At 70.8% G+C, this 18,954-nt stretch carries 15 protein-coding genes; all 15 read right to left on the bottom strand.

What is annotated here, in order from left to right:
* Positions 1-28 precede the first annotated feature (28 nt).
* The gene (locus CLT75_RS12190) at positions 29-1,414 is read right to left on the bottom strand and encodes an FAD-dependent oxidoreductase (protein WP_135240901.1); all 1,386 of its coding nucleotides are present in this window, start codon (positions 1,412-1,414) and stop codon (positions 29-31) included.
* A complete protein-coding gene (locus CLT75_RS12185; protein WP_135240900.1) occupies positions 1,411-1,665 on the bottom strand; it encodes a (2Fe-2S)-binding protein in 255 nt (84 codons plus the stop codon). The genes CLT75_RS12190 and CLT75_RS12185 overlap by 4 nt, the downstream gene beginning before the upstream one ends.
* Positions 1,652-2,797, bottom strand: coding sequence for an NAD(P)/FAD-dependent oxidoreductase (locus tag CLT75_RS12180; protein ID WP_135240899.1), 1,146 nt, complete (start codon positions 2,795-2,797; stop codon positions 1,652-1,654). The genes CLT75_RS12185 and CLT75_RS12180 overlap by 14 nt, the downstream gene beginning before the upstream one ends.
* Positions 2,794-4,209 carry an aminopeptidase P family protein gene (locus CLT75_RS12175; protein ID WP_128137431.1) on the bottom strand — a complete coding sequence of 472 codons (1,416 nt, stop codon included), beginning with the start codon at positions 4,207-4,209 and terminating at the stop codon, positions 2,794-2,796. The genes CLT75_RS12180 and CLT75_RS12175 overlap by 4 nt, the downstream gene beginning before the upstream one ends.
* Positions 4,206-5,612 carry an aldehyde dehydrogenase family protein gene (locus CLT75_RS12170; protein ID WP_135240898.1) on the bottom strand — a complete coding sequence of 469 codons (1,407 nt, stop codon included), beginning with the start codon at positions 5,610-5,612 and terminating at the stop codon, positions 4,206-4,208. Before CLT75_RS12170 ends, CLT75_RS12175 begins: the two co-directional genes overlap by 4 nt.
* Positions 5,609-6,610: a proline racemase family protein gene (locus tag CLT75_RS12165; protein ID WP_128137432.1), complete on the bottom strand. Its 1,002-nt coding sequence runs from the start codon at positions 6,608-6,610 to the stop codon at positions 5,609-5,611. The genes CLT75_RS12170 and CLT75_RS12165 overlap by 4 nt, the downstream gene beginning before the upstream one ends.
* Positions 6,610-7,500, bottom strand: coding sequence for a dihydrodipicolinate synthase family protein (locus CLT75_RS12160; RefSeq protein ID WP_043325419.1), 891 nt, complete (start codon positions 7,498-7,500; stop codon positions 6,610-6,612). The genes CLT75_RS12165 and CLT75_RS12160 overlap by 1 nt, the downstream gene beginning before the upstream one ends.
* Before the next feature lie 240 nt (positions 7,501-7,740).
* Positions 7,741-8,448 carry a GntR family transcriptional regulator gene (locus tag CLT75_RS12155; protein ID WP_128137433.1) on the bottom strand — a complete coding sequence of 236 codons (708 nt, stop codon included), beginning with the start codon at positions 8,446-8,448 and terminating at the stop codon, positions 7,741-7,743.
* Between the two features lie 580 nt (positions 8,449-9,028).
* The gene (locus CLT75_RS12150; RefSeq protein WP_064447293.1) at positions 9,029-9,268 is read right to left on the bottom strand and encodes a recombinase zinc ribbon domain-containing protein; all 240 of its coding nucleotides are present in this window, start codon (positions 9,266-9,268) and stop codon (positions 9,029-9,031) included.
* 69 nt (positions 9,269-9,337) lie between these two features.
* On the bottom strand, positions 9,338-10,564 hold the full coding sequence (locus CLT75_RS12145; protein ID WP_135240897.1) for an MFS transporter: 1,227 nt from the start codon (positions 10,562-10,564) through the stop codon (positions 9,338-9,340).
* A 142-nt stretch (positions 10,565-10,706) separates the two neighbouring features.
* On the bottom strand, positions 10,707-11,900 hold the full coding sequence (locus tag CLT75_RS12140; protein ID WP_486485145.1) for a molybdopterin molybdotransferase MoeA: 1,194 nt from the start codon (positions 11,898-11,900) through the stop codon (positions 10,707-10,709).
* 86 nt (positions 11,901-11,986) lie between these two features.
* On the bottom strand, positions 11,987-12,748 hold the full coding sequence (narI, locus tag CLT75_RS12135) for a respiratory nitrate reductase subunit gamma (protein WP_135240896.1): 762 nt from the start codon (positions 12,746-12,748) through the stop codon (positions 11,987-11,989).
* Positions 12,745-13,365: a nitrate reductase molybdenum cofactor assembly chaperone gene (narJ, locus tag CLT75_RS12130; protein ID WP_064447297.1), complete on the bottom strand. Its 621-nt coding sequence runs from the start codon at positions 13,363-13,365 to the stop codon at positions 12,745-12,747. Before narJ ends, narI begins: the two co-directional genes overlap by 4 nt.
* Complete coding sequence (gene narH, locus CLT75_RS12125) at positions 13,362-15,059, bottom strand: nitrate reductase subunit beta (protein WP_064447298.1); 1,698 nt, start codon at positions 15,057-15,059, stop codon at positions 13,362-13,364. The genes narJ and narH overlap by 4 nt, the downstream gene beginning before the upstream one ends.
* Complete coding sequence (locus CLT75_RS12120) at positions 15,059-18,724, bottom strand: nitrate reductase subunit alpha (protein ID WP_135240895.1); 3,666 nt, start codon at positions 18,722-18,724, stop codon at positions 15,059-15,061. Before CLT75_RS12120 ends, narH begins: the two co-directional genes overlap by 1 nt.
* Between the last annotated feature and the right edge of the window lie 230 nt (positions 18,725-18,954).

Below are 18,954 nucleotides of genomic sequence, written 5' to 3'. Positions count from 1 at the left end.
CGCCGGCCGTGATTCGTCGTGCGCGAGATCAGTCGTCGCCGGCGAGGTCGGCAAGCATGATCGGCTGCATCAGCGTACGAGACGCATGTCCCTGAAGATCCACCGAACTCACCGGCCGGGCCGATTCTCGGGCGGTGAGGCATGCTGTGGCGTAACCACATGTTCGCCCCTGGCACCAGCCCATGCCGGCGCGGGTCAACAGCTTCGTGCCCCGGGCATCGCCCGCGGACAGTTCACGCACCGCCTGCCGAACAGCGCCTGCCGACACCTCCTCGCACCGGCAGACGAGCGTCTGGTCGTCACACAGGTCGGGCCAGAACGCCGGCACGGGATGAACCGCATGCAGAGCGGCCGCGAAACGACGCAGCCGACGCCGGATCCGCAGCAGCCTACTGCGCTCACCCGCACGCAGTGACCTCGCACGACCGAGAGACCGGGCGACCGCGTCCCCGGCGAGGTGCCCCTCCACGAGCGCCAGCTTCGCCCCGCCGACGCCGGTCACCTCGCCCGCTGCATACACGCCCGGTACCGAGGTCGCTTGATCAGGCCCGATCCTCACCACGAGACTGCCGTCGCGGTCCATGAATGTCTCGCATCCCAGGGCGACAGCCACCTCCACCTGCGGGGTGAAACCGAAGCCGACGGCGAGACCGTCGCAGCCGACGTGTCTCTCGCTGCCGGGCACCACCGAGCCCAGCGGGCTGATCGCCGCCACCGTCACCCCGGCGAGCTGATCGTCGCCGTGCGCGGCCACCACAGCCGTACGCCGCCGATACGGCACCCGGCGACGCAGCATCCGCCACCCGTACCGGCCTGCCTCGGTCAACTTGCTCGCTGCGCCGAGAACCGCACCGACGTGCCGTGCATACCGGACAGGGTCGTTCGCCTCGTACACGCCGACCACCGTGGCGCCGGCGTCGGCCAAGCCGGTCGCGACCGGCAACAGAAACGGTCCGGTACCCCCGACGACGACGCGGCGCGCGAACACCACCCCTTGACCCTTCAGCAGGGCCTGAGCTCCACCGGCGGTGACCACCCCCGGCAGATCCCAACCTGGGAAAGGGACAACCCGGTCATGCGCTCCGGTGGCGATGACGAGTCGCCGGCCGTACACGACCGTGGAGTGCGTGTGGACGGCGAACTGCGGACCGACGTCGTCGGGGCGAGACTCGACGAACCACACTGCCGCGTCCGGATGGTGATCGAGCTGGTCGAACCGTGCGCGCAGACCGGCGAACACCGCCCAGTCCGTGTGGCCGTGGGCGTCCGCACCGGGTCGGTGCCGCCAGTACTGTCCGCCGGGACGCGGCCCGGCATCCAGGACGGCCACCCGGCAGCCGGCATCGGCCGCCGTGACCGCCGCGCCCAGACCGGCCGGTCCTGCACCGATCACCACCAGGTCGTACGTGCTCATGTTCCCTCCCGCCGCTCGTCCTGAGGTTCGATCACGTCACCGCTGCGGGCGACCACCAGACAGGCCCGCTGCGACGGCACACCGTTGACCGTGACGAGACAGTCGAAGCACACGCCGATGCCGCAGAAGACCCCCCGGGGGCGCCCTTCGACGCGTGTGCTCCGCCAGGATCGGATCCCGGCGGCCAGAAGGGCCGCGGCGACGCTCTGCCGCCCGTCGTGAGGGATCCGGCGGCCGTCAAAGGTGAACATGGTGACGCTCCGGTGCGAACGGTCGTAGATCCACGTGCGGCCGGCGGTCGGTCAGCAGTGCGGCGATGGCGTGCCCGGTCGCCGGGGCGAGGCCGATACCGGCGCCCTCGTGGCCGGTGGCATGGTAGAGCCCTGGCACGTTCTTGTCCGCGCCGATGATCGGCAGGTGGTCCGGACTGTACGGCCGGAAACCCCGGTAGGCGCGGATCGCGGAGACGCCGGCCAGGATCGGGAACAGACGTATCGCAGCCGCTGCGAGCCCTCGCAGTGCCGGCAGAGACATCGCCGGGTCGAAGCCGACATGCTCCCGGCTGGACCCGATCAGGATCGTGCCGGCGCGAGTCCCCTCCACCACCGGGGAGATCTCCAGCCCAGCGGTGCTGCGCTCGACGTTCGCAACGTAACCGGCGGCGTAGACCTTGTGCCGCACGAGCTCTGGCAGCGGCTGGGTGACCAGGACGAAGCCACGTCGAGGCAGGATCGGCAGCTCGACGCCCGCCAACGCGGCGACTCTGCCAGCCCATACGCCGGCGGCGTTCACCACCCTGGTCGTTGACAGCAGGCCATGATCAGTCCGCACAGCTCGGATCCCCCCGGTGCCGTCCCGGAGCAGGCCGACGACGCAGGTGCCGGTCAGTACCGTTGCCCGGGCCGCACGGAGCAGGTGCGCGGCGGCGAGCATTGGCTGGACCTGCATGTCCTGGGGATAGTGCACCGCACCGACGAGATGGGGGGACAGGTGCGGCTCGTAGCCGGGCAACTCGTGCGAGGCGACGGCGTGCGCCTCGACGCCCGCAGCACGCTGACGGTCCGCGAACGCCGACAGTGTGTCGTGCTCTGACGCCGAGGCCACCACCAGTCCGCCCTTACGTTCCAGTTCGATCTGCGCATCGCCCATGGTCTCGCCCAGTTCGCGCCACAGGGCGACGGAATGAAGCGCCAGGCTGAGTTCCGGGCCGGGTGATTTGTCGGACAGGAGGATGTTGCCTTCGCCGGCCCCGGTGGTGCCGGACGCGACGCCGGCCCGGTCCACCACTGTCACCGTCAGGCCGGCCCGTGCGGCGTAGTAGGCGCAGGCGGCACCGGTCATCCCGGCGCCTATCACCACCACGTCCGCGCCGGCGTCGATCACGACGCCACCCGGTGCATCCACGCCTCGATCTCGTCGGGGCGTCGAGGTAGCCCGGAGGAGAGGACTCGACAGCCGTTGTCGGTGACGAGGACGTCCTCCTCGATCCGAATCCCGATTCCGCGCAGCTCAGCCGGAACCAACTCGTCGTCAGGCTGGAAGTAGAGGCCGGGCTCGACAGTGAGCACCTGGCCGGCGGCCAGCCGTCCGTGCAGGTAGCTGTCAGCGCGGGCAGCCGCGCAGTCGTGGACGTCCAGACCGAGCATGTGGCCTGACCCGCACAGCGTCCACCGCCGGTAGAGCCCGGACTTCTCGGTCAAGGCGCGTTCCGGCGGCACGGGCAGCACGCCCAGGTCGGCGAGGCCGTACGCCAGCACGGTCATCGCCGCCCGATGGAACGCACGCCAGTCGGCGCCCGGCTTGAGGCAGTCCAGAGCTGCGTCGTTCGCCTTCAGGCACAACTCGTAGAGATCGCGTTGCAGCGGACCGAACCGGCCGGACACCGGTAGAACACGAGTGATGTCTGCCGTGTAGAGCGACCTCGTCTCGGCGCCGGCGTCGAGCAGCAGCAGGTCCCCGTCGCGGACCGCGCCGTCGTTGTCGATCCAGTGCAAGGTGGCGGCGTGCGCACCGGCGGCCACGATCGAGTGGTATCCGACGTCGTTGCCCTCCAGGCGGGCCCGCTGCCAGAACACCCCCTCCAGGTAACGCTCGGACGTACGCTTCGCCATCGGCAAGGCACGCACCATGTCCTCGAAACCGCGGGTGGTGATGGCTACCGCCTCTTCCAGCTGGCCGATCTCCCAGTCGTCCTTGACCAGCCGCATCTCATCCAGTACCGCGGCGAATTCCAGGTCGCCCGGTCCCGCGGCGTCGGCCGTCAGGCCATCCACGTGCACGTCGACTCCACGCAGCACGCGGGTCGGAACGCCCCGTCCGGACAGGACCGACTCCAGCTCGGCCAGATGACGGGTCGTCACGGCCAGCCGCCGACGGCTCTCTCCCAATGTGGGCCGGCGTCCGGCCCACAGTTCCCCATACATCCGGTCACGGAAGAACTCGGGCGTGCTCCGGTCGGATCGAGGGCGAAGAAAGAGCACCTCCTCACCGTCCGGCTCGATGACCAGGACCCCGTCTGAGGACTGGTCGCCGGTCAGCCAGACATAGGCAGAATGCGGGCGGAACCGATAGTGCTGGTCGTTCGAACGCCTCTTGAAGCTTCCGGCCGGGACGACGAGCCGTTCCCCGGAGAAACGGCCGTGCAGCTGTCTCCGGCGTGCCGCCGCCCAGCCGGCGACCTCGTCGACCTGTGTGACGTGCCGCTCGCTGTCCGCCCACCCGGAGAGCATGAACTCCTCCAGCGCGGGGCTGACCGGCAGATCGTGACTACCGGTGTGCAGGTCGACCCGTTTCATGCGGCCTCCTCGGCGGGGCTGGGTGGGGGAGTGCAGAGGGTGATGGTGCGTAACGAGGTGTAGAAGTCCAGTGCGGCTGTGCCCTGTTCTCGAGGGCCCTGGCTGGACGCCTTCTCACCGCCGAACGGCGCGTGGAAATCGACTCCGGTAGTGGGCGTGTTGACCCGGATGAGGCCGGTGTCGATGGCCCGGACCACCTCGAACAACCGGCCGATGTCGCGGCCGTGGACGGACGTCACCAGCCCGTACCGAACGTGGTTGACCAGAGCGGCCGCGGCGGCCAGGTCCGGCACGGTGAAGATGCTGGCCAGCGGGCCGAACGTCTCCTCGCACGCGACCGGATGGCCGGGGTCGACCGAATCGAGCAGCACCGGCGCCACATAGAGGCCGTCAGCCGGGGACGCGAGACGAGTGAGAACCCGGCCTCCTGCCGCGCGGGCTGCCGCGACGCCGTCGAGAACCCGGCGGCGCGCGGCGTCGGTGATGACGGGACCGACTGCGACGCCGGCATCGGCCGGGTCGCCGACGCGTAGCCCCGCCACCGCGGCCACCAGGGCTTCGGTGAGCGCGGTGGCATCGCCCACCACGATGATTCGCCGGGTCGCGGTGCACTTCTGGCCCGCATATCCCATGGCGGCACCTGCCAGCATCGTGGCAGTGGTGGCAGGGTCGGCGTCCGGCAGCACGACCGCGGCGTTCTGTCCGCCCATCTCCGCCTGAACCGGCAGCCCGGCGCGAACGGCGGCGGCGGCGACACCCCTGCCGACCGTCGCGGAGCCGGTGAAGGACACGACGTCAGCCGCTTCGACGACGGCCTGTCCGGTGTCCGCACCTCCCGGCACCACATGGAGCAGATCGTCGGGCAGCAGCCCGTCGAACAGGCCCGCCAGCAACTCGCCGCAAGCCAGCGCCTCGGGTGACGGCTTGAGCAGCACTCCGTTACCAGTGGCGAGGGCCGGTGCAGCCTTCCACAGGGGGATGGCCAGTGGAAAGTTCCACGGCGTGATCAGACCAGCCACGCCCCGCGGCCGGCGTTCGGTGAACAGCAGTCCCGGCTGATTCGCCGGCAGCGTCGGCGCCAGCAGGTCGCCGATCGCCGCGAAGCAGGACTGGGCGTAGTAGTCGAGGATCGCAGCGGCCCGGCTGACCTCGGCGTTCGCCTCCACGACCGGCTTGCCCACTTCACGGACGATCAGGGCAGCCGCTTCGCCGGCCCGAGCCCGCAGCCGGTCCGCCGCCCCGCTCAGGGCCGCGGCGCGGCCGGACGGCTCCCGACGACGCCAGGCGTCCTGCGCGACACGGACCGAATCGGCGAGCTTTCGCACACCATCAGGAGTGACCGGGGTACGCTCCGCGACGACATCGTCCGGCTTCTGAGGAGAACGGCTCTGAATGGGGCTCACAACATGAATCCCGCCGGGAAAGGGTCCTCGGGGTCGAGGAAGAACTGGGCGGTACCGGTAAGCCACGCCCGCCCGGTGACTGTCGGCACCACCGCGGGCCGACCGGCGACGGTGGTCGTATTGACCAGCCGACCGGAAAACCGGCTGCCGATTATGGATTCGTTGACGAATTCCTGTCCGAGGGGGAGCAACCCGCGGGCGTGCAGCTGTGCCATCCTCGCCGACGTGCCGGTTCCACAAGGGGATCGGTCGAACCAGCCGGGATGGATGGCCATGGCGTGGCGTGACAACCGGGCGGTCGCCCCTTCCGCAGCCAGGTAGACGTGGTGGCATCCGGAGATGTGCGGCTGCTCGGGGTGCACGGGCCGAGCGGTGTCGTTCACGCCTCTCATGACACTGAGACCCACCTCCAGCAGCCGTTGTTTGTCCGTGCGATCCAGTCGCAGGCCCAGCTCCGGCAGGTCGACGATCGCATAGAAGTTGCCGCCGAACGCGAGGTCGTAACGGACGTGGCCGTAGCCGGGAATCTCGACCAGGGCGTCCTGTTCCACCAGGAAGGAAGGAACGTTCTGGATGGTGACAGCGGTGGCGCGGCCCTGCTCGATCTTGGCAGACGCCACCACCAGTCCGGCCGGCGTATCGAGGCGGATCGTGGTCACCGGCTCGGTGACCGGCACCATCCCGGTCTCCGCCAGTACGGTGGCCACACCGATCGCACCGTGTCCGCACATCGGCAGGCACCCCGACACCTCGATGAAGACCACACCGACATCGGCGTCCGGGCGGGTGGGCGGCTGGAGGATCGCACCTGACATGGCGGAGTGCCCGCGCGGCTCGTACATCAGAAACGTGCGCAGGTCATCGCGGTGGTTCGTCAGGTACTCCCGACGTTGCGCCATGGTGTCGCCCGGCAGGAGCGGCGCGCCTCCGGTCACCACCCGGGTGGGCATTCCCTCCGTGTGGGAGTCGACGACGTGAATGACGCGGCTGCTGCGCATCAGCGGTGCCCTGCCGCGAGCAGCCGTTCGGTCGTGGCACGGATGACCTCGGCGTCGGCGGGGGCCAGTGGCTGGCGCGGCTGGCGCGTGAAGCCACCGGGACGACCGGCGACATCCATGGAAAGCTTGATCGCCTGAACGAACTCAGTGCGCGAATCCCAACGGAGCAGCGGATGCAGTGCCCGGTAGAGGAGGACGGCCGTCCTGAGATCACCCGCCGTCGCGGCCTCGTAAAGACGAACGCAGCTCGCCGGAATGGCGTTCTGGTAACCGCCAATCCACCCCACCGCGCCCGCGATCAGGAATTCGAGCGCGACGTCGTCCGCGCCGGCGAGGATGTCGAGACCAGGCGCCGTCTCGGCGATCTGGTACGCCCGGCGGGCGTCGCCGCTGAACTCCTTGACCGCGACGATCAAACCTTCGTCGTGTAGACGCCGCAGCAGGTCGGGTGTCAGGTCCACCCTCGTGTCCATCGGATTGTTGTAGGCGACGATCGGTAGACCTGCCTTCGCCACCTCGCGGTAGTGGGCCAGCACTGCTGCCTCGTCAGCGCGGTACGTCGTCGGTGGCAGCAACATGACGGCCGGGCAGCCTTCCTCCGCAGCCTGCTCGGTCCAGCGCCGTGCCTCGTCGGCACCGTAGGCCGAGACGCCTGGTACGACGGCGAACCCATCAGGGGCGGCTTGCACCGCCGTTCGCACCACCGAAGCCCGTTCCTCGCTGCTGAGCGCCTGGTATTCACCGAGGGAACCGTTGGGGACAACGCCATGGCAGCCGTTGTCAGCGAGCCACCCGACATGTGCAGCGTAAGCATCGAAATCGATGCCCTGGTCGGCGTGGAACGGTAGAGCGGTCGCTACGAGAACCCCACGCCACGGCGCCATTTCCATGCGGCCTCCATCGGTAATATGTTACACAGCACCATAGTGGCTGCGCCCGCCCCGTCAAGAGGTGCAATCGGCCCGCCCCTGGCACGTTCGAGGTCAGTCGATGACGTGCGGAGGGCGTGACCGCATGCGATGGCGGGCCGGCTGCTGCCGGCGAGCACAGTAGGTGTGGCCCGAGGTGCCATGCTGGCGGTCGGGGGCGGCAGCATGGCATGTCGGACGTGCTAACAGAGCACGTTGGTCCTAGTCTTCACGACGGGCCGCCCAGATGCCTCGGACGTGCCGCAAGTGGTGCTGCATCAGGCCGACCACGGCCTCACGGTCACCCCCGGCGATGAGCTCGATCAACTCGAGATGCTCGTTCGCGGAGTCGACCAGCCCTCCACTCTCCACCAGCGCGTCGAGGCCGTACAAACGGGTGTGATTGCGCAGGTCGGCAACCGTCTCGACCAGCCGTTGATTCCCGGCGGCACGCAACAGTGTCAGGTGGAAGGCGTTGTCCGATTCGATGTACGCCACCAGGTCCCCACGTCCGGCAGCAGAAACGATGTTGTCCGCCAACCTCCGCAGTTCCCGCACCTGCGGTTCCGACAGTCTGCCTGTCTGGTCGGCCACCACCGGAATCTCGAGAAGCTCCCGAATCTGAGTGATTTCGTCCAGATCCCGCTCACTGAGGGCCTTGACGCGGAACCCCTTGTTCTTGACGATCGAGACCAAGCCCTCCTTGGCCAGGTCGAGGATCGCTTCGCGAACCGGCGTGGGCGAGACGCCGAAGCGTCCGGCAAGCATCGGGACGGAGTAGGTCGAATCCGGCCTCAAGCTGCCAGCCACGATAGCCGCGCGCAGGGCGTGCGCTACGTCCTCGCGTAGGCTCTGCCGACTCTGAAGCGGGTTCAGGTCCAGCGTGGATGCGGCAGCGCTCGCATCGCCAGTCCGCTGGTTGCCTTTCACAGTTGCATCCGCTCCGGTCCCGTCGAGCCAACCCTGAGAACAAGGCCGCCCCCCCGGGGGCCCGCCCTTCATCCCTGCTGACGGCGGCCCTGTCCCTCAGTGCCACTGTCAACCACCGCGCCGATCTCGGAGCCTACCCAGTGGGTATCGTCTCGACATCTACCGGGCGGCGGCCGGTGGGTCGCAGCCTGCTGGCGTCCCCCTCGGGCTTGCCGTGCCCGCGGGGCCGGGAGTGGGAACGGCTCAGTTTCGCTCCTGGCTGTGGCGGCCTGAACCGAGGCGGGCCGGCTCTGGTCGTACCCCGCGCCCGGCCCAGCAGACATGACCAGGAGGCCGTCGCAGGCGGGACCTGCTGGCCGACCTCGCCCTCGGGCTCGTCCGCGCAGACCGGCCAGTTCCCGGACGAAATGGCCGGGAACTCGCCCTGCTTCGGAGGCCGCCACGCCGTCTCCGTCCGGCTGACGGCGCGGGCCGCGGCGGAGCCGATGCCCGCGACCGCACGCTCCAGTGCATCGACCGACAGCGTCGGCGTGGTGAGGGCGATCGGGATCAGCTGGTCAGGTCGGCCCATTGGAAGCCGTTACGCAAGGGTTGTCCGCCGATGTGCGTTGCGGGGATGGGGGATCTGGTTGGCGAGGGCGTACTCCTGCGGGAAGCGGCAGCGGTAGTAGGCGTCGCCGTGGTTGTACTGGCCCTGCAGGCGACGGTCGCAGGCGGCGCAGTAGATGAGGCCGCGGAAGACGTACGGGTTGCGGGTTCCAGCCATGATGCCGGTGTGGGCCATGGCCACGTCGTCGACGACCCGGGTCACACCGTTCATTCGACGGACCCGGCCCTGACGAAGCGGTCAGTGGCCAGACCCGGCACCGGTCAGCCCGCACCGAGACCGTCAACCGGCGAGGCGGGCCAGGCCTCCCATCTTTACCGCGGTGAACACCGCGGCGGCCAGCGCCACGTCGGAGAGCAGCATCAGCCCGATGGCGTAGGAGCCCTGCGACCCGTACACCCAGCCCATGACCAGAGGTGGCACGAACCCGCCGAGCCCGCCGGCGGCCCCGACCAGCCCGGTGACCGCGCCCACCTGGTCGGCGGGGGCGACCTTGCCGACCAAGGCGAACACCGCGCCGCTGGCTGCGCCGAGCAGCACCGCCATGCCGAGCAGCGCGACCGTGGCGACCGGCATCAGGGCCGGCTGGAAGGCCTGCACGACGGCGAACCCGGCCACCCCGGCGAAGCACCACACCAGCACCGGCACGGGGTGCAGCCGGTCGGAGAGCCAGCCGCCCGCCGGGCGGGCCAGCACGGCGAGCACGACGAACCCGGCGGTCCGCAGCGCACCGTCCGCGGCGTCGAGCCCGTAGGCGGTGCGCAGGTACGCCGGCAGGTACACGCTGAAGGCCACGAACCCGCCGAACCCGACCGCGTACAGGAAGCACAGCTGCCAGGTGACGGTCAGCCGGGCGACGCCGGCGAGCCGCTGCCAGGCCGACCCGGTGGGCCGGGCCGGGCCCGGCGCGTCGCGCAGCAGCAAGAACGACAGCACCGCGTACGCCGCCAGGACCGCCGCGACCAGCAGAAACGGGGCCCGCTCCCCGTAGGTGTCGGCCAGCCGGACGGTGGTGAAGTTGGCGATCGCCGTGCCACCCATGCCGACACCGAACACGCCGATGGCGAAGCCGCGCCGGGCCGGCGGATACCAGCCGGACACCAGCGGGACGCCGACGGCGAAGGCGGTGCCGCCGATGCCGAGGAAGAAGCCGGTCACGATCAGCGCCGGGTAGGAGGAGACCGTGGTGAGGGTCAGCACCGGCACGATGGTGACGACGGTGACCAGCGGGAAGACTACCCGGGCCCCGTACCGGTCGGTGAGCGCGCCGACCGGGATGCGGCCCAGCGAGCCCACGATCACCGGCACCGCGACGAGCAGGGACTGCGCGGCGAAGCCGAGCCCCAGTCGTTCCTTGATGCCGGGGCCCAGCGGACCGAGCAGGGCCCATGCCCAGAAGTTCACCAGGAAACCGAGGGTGGCCACGGCTAGCTGGAGGGCGGCGCCGGAGGTGGCCTCGGGACGCCCGACCGGGGCGGTGGACCCGGCTTGGTCACGGATGCTGGTCATCGTTCAACTCCGTCAGGATTGTCGTGCTGCTGTCGCGGCGTCAAAGGGGAATGCGGCGGTCCGCTTCACCGGTACGAGCCTCGCTCGAGCCAACCCACCCCGGCAGGGCCGGAAGACCCGGCCAGGAGGACGTCCCCACCTGTCACGGCAGGGTGAGCAGACCGACCGGGGTGCCGGGACGCCAACCGGGCGGCACCACGGCCAGCGCGTCGGCGTCCGCCGCCGCGCCCAGGTATCCCGGGTGCGCCCCGTCGACCAGCCGCACGCCCCGCGCGCCGCGCCGGACCGGCACGATCCGGGTGTTCCGCTCGTCGAGGCGCAACGGATCGGTGAGGACGGCGGTGTCCAGATCGGCCGGCGGCCGTCCGGCCAGCCCGGTGAGCAGCGGGTCGATCAGGGTGAGCGCGGCGACCAGCGCCGCGTACGGGTTGCCCGGCAGGCCGACGATCCACTGGGCCCCGGCCTGGGCCAGGACCTGTGGGTGCCCGGGCCGGCACCGCACCCCGTCCACGTGCGCCACGGCCCCGAGGTGCCGCAGCGACGCGTGCAGCCCGTCCGCCGGGCCGACGGAGGACGCCCCGCAGACGACCGTCACGTCTGCTTCTCGCGTGCTGTCCGCGATCGCCTCGGCGAACCAGTCGGGCTGGTCGCCGACCATCCGAGGACCCAGGAGGTCCGCTCCCCAGGCGGACAGCAGCGGGGTCAGCATCGGGCCGATCGCGTCCCGGACCCTGCCCCACGGGGGACGGCCGGCGTGGATCACCTCGTCGCCGCTGATCACCAGGCGGGCCCGGGGTCGGGCCCGGACGGTGAGGTGGTCGAGGCCGACGCTCGCGGCCAGCCCCAGCACCGCCGGCGTGACCGGCGAACCCGTCGGCACCAGTTCCTGACCGCGGGCGGCGTACTCGCCCGCGCCCCGGATGTGCCGACGGTCGCCCGGCACCGCCCGCAGGACGTCACCGATCCGGTCGGCGATCTCGTAGGGCACGACCCGGTCCGCCCGGGCCGGGACGGGAGCGCCGGTGGCCACCTCTACGGCGGTCCCCTCGACCAGGGGCGCGACGGCGTGGGTGCGACCGGCCAGGATCCGGCCGACCACCCGCCACGGGCCCGGACCGCGCACCGCGTATCCGTCCATCGCGGAGTTGTCGAACCCGGGCAGCGGGACCGCCGCGACCAGTGGCGCCGCGAGGGTCCGGCCGGCGGCGGAGGCCAGCGGTACCGACTCCGCGGGCAGGGGAGCGGGGAGCCGGTGGGCCAGCGCCCGCGCCGCGGCCCACTCCGTCGCGGGTCGGGACGAATGGTGACTGTCGGTGTGGTGCGGTGCGATGGTCACCGGTGGTTCCTCCCTGCCGGGACGTCGGGCTGCCCGTTCGCCGGAGGCAGCCGGTGGCGGTCTCCGGGCGGTCGAGGCGGCGGTGGTCACCGGCGCGAGCGGGTCCGACCGCCGCGCGGGGTGGGCAGCCGGGGCGGCCCCTCCCATCCGGGGCGGGTCGGCCGCAGTCCGGGCCGGTCGTCGCGGCTGCGATAGACGACGTAGGGTCGGGTGGCGTAGCCGACCGGGGCGCTGAACGCATGGACGAGGCGGGTGAACGGCCAGAACGCGAAGAGCGCGAAGGCGGCCAGGATGTGGATCTGGAAGCCCACCGGGACGTCGGCCATGATCCCCGGATCCGGGCGGAGGTAGAACAGCGACCGGAACCACGGGGAGATGGTCTCCCGGTAGTCGTAGCCGGGGCCGGCGACGTTGGCCCGCACCGTGGCCCAGAGGCCCAGCACGATCACCCCCGCCAGCACCACGTACATCGCCTTGTCGTTGCGGGTGGTGGCGGCGAAGACCGGCCCGGTCAACCGGCGGCGGGCGATCAGGATGCCCAGCCCGATCAGGGTGCAGAAGCCGGCTACCGTGCCGATGAACACGGCCATGAGGTGGTAGGTGTGCTCGGTGACGCCGACCGCCTCGGTCCAGGACTTCGGGACCAACAGGCCACCGATGTGTCCGATCAGGACCATCAGTACTCCGAAGTGGAACAGTGGGCTGCCCCACCGCAGGATGCTGCTCTCGTAGAGCTGGGAGGATCGGGTCGTCCAGCCGAACTTGTCGTAGCGGTGGCGCCAGATCAGGCCGCCGACGAGGATCGCGATCGACAGGTACGGGTACACCACCCACAGCAGGATGTTCATCGGCGTCCTCCAGTCGTGTCGACCAGTCCGAATGGTTCGAGTCCGACCTGCTCCACCGGCGGCCCGATGCGGGCCAGCCGGGCGGCGGCGGCGATGTCCCCGGGCTGGGCGGGCGGCAGCATCTCCCGGACGGCGGCGACGGCCTGCCGGTACACCGACTTCTCCCGCGCCAGCGCCTCGACCAGCAGGTCGAGGCCGACGCGGTTCTCCCGCAGCAGCCGCCACCCGTCGTCGTCGGCGGCGGCCAGGTCGAGGACAGCGGGCAGGAAGTCGGGCAGCTCGCCGTCGACGACGGTCAGTCCGGCCGCCTTGTACGCGGCGGCGAAGTCGACCAGCGCCTCACCCCGGCGACGGGTGTCGCCGCAGGTGTAGTAGGTCAGGTGCAGGCAACAGCGGCGCCGGAAGTCGAACACCTCCACGTAGGCGGTCCGCAGGTCGACCGGCGCGTCGGCTTCCCGGTGGGCGACCACCTCGCGCAGCGGCCGGGCGACCTCGGCCGGCAGGCCGTCGAGCGCGGCCCGCACGGTGGGCAGCGCGGCGAGGACCTCCTCTTCGGGATAGCGCAGCAGCAGGGACGCCGCGCGGGCGGCCACCGCCCGCCAGGTCGGCTGGCTCACCGGTTACCTCCGTCGACGGGTGCGGATTCGTGGCTGCGGGGCGGGAAGAGACCCTTCGGGCTGCCCTTGCCGTCCCAGTTGAGCAGGTTGACCCGGCGGGGTTCGTCGCCCGGATCGGTGAAGCCCTCCGCGGTCTGCCGGTCGCGCAGCATGTGGAAGGTCTCCACCTGGACCGGCATCGGCGTGCCGGAGGACTCCCCGAAGGGCCCCTGGCCGTACGGGCCGCCGCCGCCCATCCCGGGGCCGCCCTCGTAATCGAGGCTGCACTCGGTGGCGATCTTCTCCAGCCGGTGCGCGTCCTCGGCGTGCGCGGCGGGGATGACGTACCGCTGCTCGTACTTGGCGATGGCGAGCAGCCGGTACATCTCGTCCATCTCCGCGCCGGTCATGCCGACCGCGGCGGCGATGGACTCGTCGCGCTCCTCGCCCAGGTTGATCCGGCGCTGGTAGGCGCGCATCGCGGCGAGCCGGTTCAGCACCCCGCGCACCGGCTCCGGGTCGCCGGCGGTGAAGAGCTCGGCGAGGTACTCCACCGGGATGCGCAGCGCGTCGATGGCCCCGAAGAGGTTGCCGGCCTCCTCCGCGTCGTGGCCGGTCTCGCGCAGCGCGTCGGCCACCGGCGACAGCGGCGGGATGTACCAGACCATCGGCATGGTCCGGTACTCCGGGTGCAGCGGCAGCGCCACCTCGTAGCGCATGATCAGGTCCCAGATCGGCGAGCGCTGCGCGGCGTCGATCCAGTCGTCCGGGATGCCGACCTCGCGGGCGGCGGCGACCACGGCCGGGTCGTGCGGGTCGAGGAAGACCGACCGCTGCGCGTCGTACAGGTCGTGTTCGTCGGCGATGGCGGCGGCCTCGGCGACGCGGTCGGCGTCGTAGAGCATCAGCCCGAGGTAGCGCAGCCGCCCCACGCAGGTCTCGGAGCAGATGGTGGGCTGGCCGATCTCGATGCGCGGGAAGCAGAAGGTGCACTTCTCGGCCTTGCCGGTGCGGTGGTTGAAGTAGACCTTCTTGTAGGGGCAGCCGGTCACGCACATCCGCCAGCCCCGGCAGCGGTCCTGGTCGACCAGCACGATGCCGTCCTCGGCCCGCTTGTAGATCGCCCCCGACGGGCAGGAGGCCGCGCAGGACGGGTTGAGGCAGTGCTCGCAGATGCGCGGCAGGAAGAACATGAAGGTCTTCTCGAACTCCTGCTTCACCTGGCCGGAGACCTTCGCCAGCACCGGGTCACCGGCGGCGATCTCGTTGCCGCCGGCGAGCGAGTCGTCCCAGTTGGCGCTCCAGGTGATCTTCGTATCCTGGCCGGTGAGCAGCGACTTCGGCCGGGCCACCGGGGTGTCCTCGCCGGCCGGCGCGTTGATCAGGTGCTCGTAGTCGTACGTCCACGGCTCGTAGTAGTCCTGCATGGATGGCAGCTTCGGGTTGGCGAAGATGCTGAACATCTTCTTCACCCGGCCACCGGAGCGTGGCTTGAGCTTGCCGGAGCGGGTCCGCACCCAGCCGCCCTGCCAGCGCTCCTGGTTCTCGTAGGTGCGCGGGTAGCCCTGCCCGGGGCGGGTCTCCACGTTGTTGAACCAGACGTACTCGACGCCGGAGCGGTTGGTCCACGCCTGCTTGCAGGTGACCGAGCAGGTGTGGCAGCCGATGCACTTGTCGAGGTTCATCACCATCGCCATCTGTGCCATGACCCGCATCAGTACTGCACCTCCTGGGAGCGGCGGCGGATCACGGTGACCTCGTCGCGTTGGTTGCCGGTCGGGCCGAGGTAGTTGAACGCGAAGGACAGCTGCGCGTACCCGCCGATGAGGTGGGTGGGCTTGACCAGCAGCCGGGTCAGCGAGTTGTGGATGCCGCCGCGCCGGCCGTTGGTCTCCGACTTGGGCACGTCGATCACCCGTTCCTGGGCGTGGTACATGTAGACCGTGCCCTCGGGCATCTTGTGCGTCACCACGGCCCGGCAGACCACCACGCCGTTGCGGTTGACCGCCTCGATCCACTCGTTGTCCCGGACGCCGATCTTCGCCGCGTCGGCCTCGCTCATCCACATCGTCGGTCCGCCCCGGGACAGCGTGAGCATGATCAGGTTGTCCTGGTACTCGGAGTGGATGGACCATTTCGAGTGCGGGGTGAGGTAGCGGACGGTGATCTCCAGCTCCCCGTTGCGGCCGAGTCGCGGTTCGCCGAAGAGCTTGTGCATGTCCAACGGCGGCCGGTAGATCGGCAGCGCCTCGCCGGCCTCGTGCATCCAGTCGTGGTCGAGGAAGAAGTGCTGCCGGCCGGTGAGCGTATGCCAGGGCTTGAGCCGCTCGGTGTTGATGGTGAACGGGGAGTAGCGGCGGCCGCCGTGCTCGCTGCCCGACCACTCCGGGCTGGTGATCACCGGCACCGGGCGGGACTGGGTGTCGGCGAAGGTGATCTGCTTGCCCTCGTGCTCGGCCGCCAGGTCCGCCAGGCGTACCCCGGTGCGCTTCTCCACGTCCCGGAAGCCCGCGGTGGCGACCCGCCCGTTGGTGGTGCCCGACAGCGCCAGGATCGCCTCGCAGGCGTGCGTGTCCTTCGCCAGCGACGGCCGCCCGTCCGCGGCGCCGCCGCGCACCTCACCGTTCTTGTGGCGCAGATACTCGACCTCCGGCCGCACGTCGACCGAGAAGCCCTTGCCGGTGGTGCCGAGGGTATCCATCAGCGGCCCGAGCGCGGCCATCTTGTCGGCGATCGCGCCGTAGTCCCGCTCGACCACCACCAGTTTCGGCATGGTCCGGCCCGGCACCGGGGTCTCCCCGGTCGCCGCCCAGTCGCGGACCCGGCCGTGCGGGGTCGCCATCGCGTCCGGGGTGTCGTGCAGCAGCGGCGCCGCGACCAGGTCCTTGCGTACGCCCAGCCGCGGCCCGGCGAGAGTGGAGAACGCCTTCGCGATGCCGTGTAAGGCGTCGAAGTCGGTCCGGGTCTGCCACGGCGGGTTGATCGCCGGGGTGAAGGCGTGCACGAACGGGTGCATGTCGGTACTGCTCAGGTCGTGCTTCTCGTACCAGGTGGCGGCGGGCAGCACGATGTCGGAGAAGAGCGTCGTGGAGGTCATCCGGAAGTCCAGGCTCAGCAGCAGGTCGAGCTTGCCCTCCGGGGCCTCCTCCCGCCAGGTCACGTCCTTGGGCCGCAACTCCTCCGGCGCCTCCTCGGCGCGCAGGTTCGCGTCGGTGCCGAGCAGGTGCCGCAGGAAGTACTCGTTGCCCTTGGCCGACGAGCCGAGCAGGTTGGCCCGCCAGACGGTCAGCACCCGTGGCCAGTTCTCCGGCGCGTCCGGGTCGGTGCAGGCGAACTTCACGTCGCCCTCGCCGAGCCGCTCGGCCACCCAGCCCGTCGGGTCGTCCGGCCGGGCGGCGAGGGCCTCGTCGGCCAGGTCGAGCGGGCTGCGGTCGAAGGTGGGCATCGACGGCATCCACCCCGAGCGGGCCGACTGGGCCAGCAGGTCCATGGTGTGCTTGCCGGCGAACGCGCCGGTGCCGGTGGGGGAGGAGACCACGTCGGCGGAGTAGGTGTCGTAGCGCCACTGGTCGGTGTGCACGTACCAGAAGGCGGTGCCGATCATCTGCCGGGGCGGGCGGACCCAGTCCAGGCCGAACGCGAGCTGCGCCCAGCCGGTCGCCGGGCGGCACTTCTCCTGCCCCACGTAGTGCGCCCAGCCGCCGCCGTTGACCCCCTGGCAGCCGGTGAGGGTGACCAGCGCCAGAATCGCCCGGTAGGTGGCGTCGGAATGGAACCAGTGGTTCGTGCCGGCGCCGAGCAGGATCATCGACCGTCCGCCGGAGCGGTCCGCGTTGTCGGCGAACTCCCGCGCCACCCGGGCCACCTGCGCCGCCGGCACCCCGGTGACCGGCTCCTGCCACGCCGGCGTGTACGGCGCCTCGACGTCGTCGTACCCGGTCGGCCACTGGCCCGGCAGGCCGTCGCGGCCCACCCCGTACTGGGCCAGCACCAGGTCGAAGACGCTGGTCACCAACTGGCCCCGCACCGTGCGGGTCGGCACGCCCCGGCGCAGCGCCTGCGGGGTGTCGGTGTCGAACCGAGGCAGCTCCACCTCCACCGCGTCGCCCGCCCCGAGGCAGGTCAGCGCCGGCTCCAGGTCGCCCAGGTCCAGGTTCCACTGGCCCTGCTGCTCGCCCCAACGGTGGCCGAGGCTGCCCCGCGGCACGGCGGGAGCGTCGGTGGCCGAGTCCCAGAGCACCGTCCGGAAGGCCGCCTCCTTGTCCGTCTCGCCCAGGTCGTCGGCGGTGAGGAACTTGCCCGGCCGGTACGCCCCGTCAGCACCCGGCTCCAGGGTGACCAGGAACGGCAGGTCGGTGAACCTGCGGACGTAGTCGACGAAGCGCGGGGTGCGCTGGTCGACGAAGAACTCCTTGAGGATGACGTGCCCCATCGCCATCGCCAGGGCGCCGTCGGTGCCCGGTTGGGCGGGCATCCACTCGTCGGCGAACTTGACGTTGTCGGCGAAGTCGGGGCTGACCACCACGACCTTCTGCCCCCGGTAGCGCGCCTCGGCCATCCAGTGTGCGTCCGGCGTGCGGGTCACCGGGACGTTGGAGCCCCACATGACGAAGTAGGAGGCGTCCCACCAGTCCCCGGACTCGGGCACGTCGGTCTGGTCGCCGAAGACCTGCGGGGAGGCCACCGGCAGGTCGGCATACCAGTCGTAGAACGACAGCATCGAGCCGCCGAGCAGGGACAGGAACCGGGCGCCGACGGCGTGCGACACCATCGACATGGCCGGGATGGGGGAGAAGCCGGCGACCCGGTCCGGGCCGTACTCGGCGATCGCGTGCACGTGCGCGGCGGCGACCATCTCCTGGGCCTCGTCCCAGGTGATCCGCACCAGGCCGCCCTTGCCGCGGGCCTTCTGGTAGCGGCGGCGTCGTTCCGGGTCGCCCTGGATGTCCGCCCACGCGGCCACCGGATCACCGAGGCGGCTTCTGGCCTCCCGGTACATCTCCACCAGCACGCCCCGCGCGTACGGGTAGCGGACCCGGGTGGGGGAGTAGGTGTACCAGGAGAAGGCGGCACCCCGGGGGCAGCCCCGAGGCTCGTACTCAGGCCGGTCCGGTCCGACGCTCGGGTAGTCGGTCTGCTGCTGCTCCCAGGTGATGATGCCGTCCTTGACGTACACCTTCCAGGAGCACGAGCCGGTGCAGTTCACTCCGTGCGTGGAGCGCACCACCTTGTCGTAGGACCAGCGGTCCCGGTAGAAGGCGTCCGCCTCCCGGCCGCCGATCTGGTGCAATGTCCGGCCGTCGGCGGAGACCTCGGCCCGGCGTACCAGGCCGCCCACCGCCAGCAGCGCCCGCCCCGCACTATCGGTGGCTCGCGACATACGCCTCATTCCTTCGATAGATGGCCGTACTGCCCCACGTTCTCGGCAGATGCGCCGGAGTGCAACCCCGAGCGAGGGCGTAATGGCCATGGTGCCGACGTACAACCTCGGGAAACCGGGCCGAAGGTCCCGAGATCATCGGCTTTGTACCTGCGGGTCCGTGGCGGGACTTCGGGCCCGGTCGGGCGGTCACCGGCGGGGCACGGAGCGGGGCCCGGCCGTCTCGGTGC

The sequence above is a fragment of the Micromonospora sp. CNZ285 genome, from assembly GCF_004637285.1.
Note: the sequence above shows the minus strand (reverse complement) of the source record. Positions and strands in the feature narration are given on the sequence as shown.

Coding starts and splice junctions, on each gene's coding strand:
- CLT75_RS12190 (WP_135240901.1), bottom strand. CDS start 1,414: ATGAGCACGTACGACCTGGTGGTGATCGGTGCAGGACCGGCCGGTCTG.
- CLT75_RS12185 (WP_135240900.1), bottom strand. CDS start 1,665: ATGTTCACCTTTGACGGCCGCCGGATCCCTCACGACGGGCGGCAGAGC.
- CLT75_RS12175 (WP_128137431.1), bottom strand. CDS start 4,209: ATGAAACGGGTCGACCTGCACACCGGTAGTCACGATCTGCCGGTCAGC.
- CLT75_RS12165 (WP_128137432.1), bottom strand. CDS start 6,610: ATGCGCAGCAGCCGCGTCATTCACGTCGTCGACTCCCACACGGAGGGA.
- CLT75_RS12160 (WP_043325419.1), bottom strand. CDS start 7,500: ATGGAAATGGCGCCGTGGCGTGGGGTTCTCGTAGCGACCGCTCTACCG.
- CLT75_RS12150 (WP_064447293.1), bottom strand. CDS start 9,268: ATGAACGGTGTGACCCGGGTCGTCGACGACGTGGCCATGGCCCACACC.
- CLT75_RS12145 (WP_135240897.1), bottom strand. CDS start 10,564: ATGACCAGCATCCGTGACCAAGCCGGGTCCACCGCCCCGGTCGGGCGT.
- narI (WP_135240896.1), bottom strand. CDS start 12,748: ATGAACATCCTGCTGTGGGTGGTGTACCCGTACCTGTCGATCGCGATC.
- narH (WP_064447298.1), bottom strand. CDS start 15,059: ATGCGGGTCATGGCACAGATGGCGATGGTGATGAACCTCGACAAGTGC.
- CLT75_RS12120 (WP_135240895.1), bottom strand. CDS start 18,724: ATGTCGCGAGCCACCGATAGTGCGGGGCGGGCGCTGCTGGCGGTGGGC.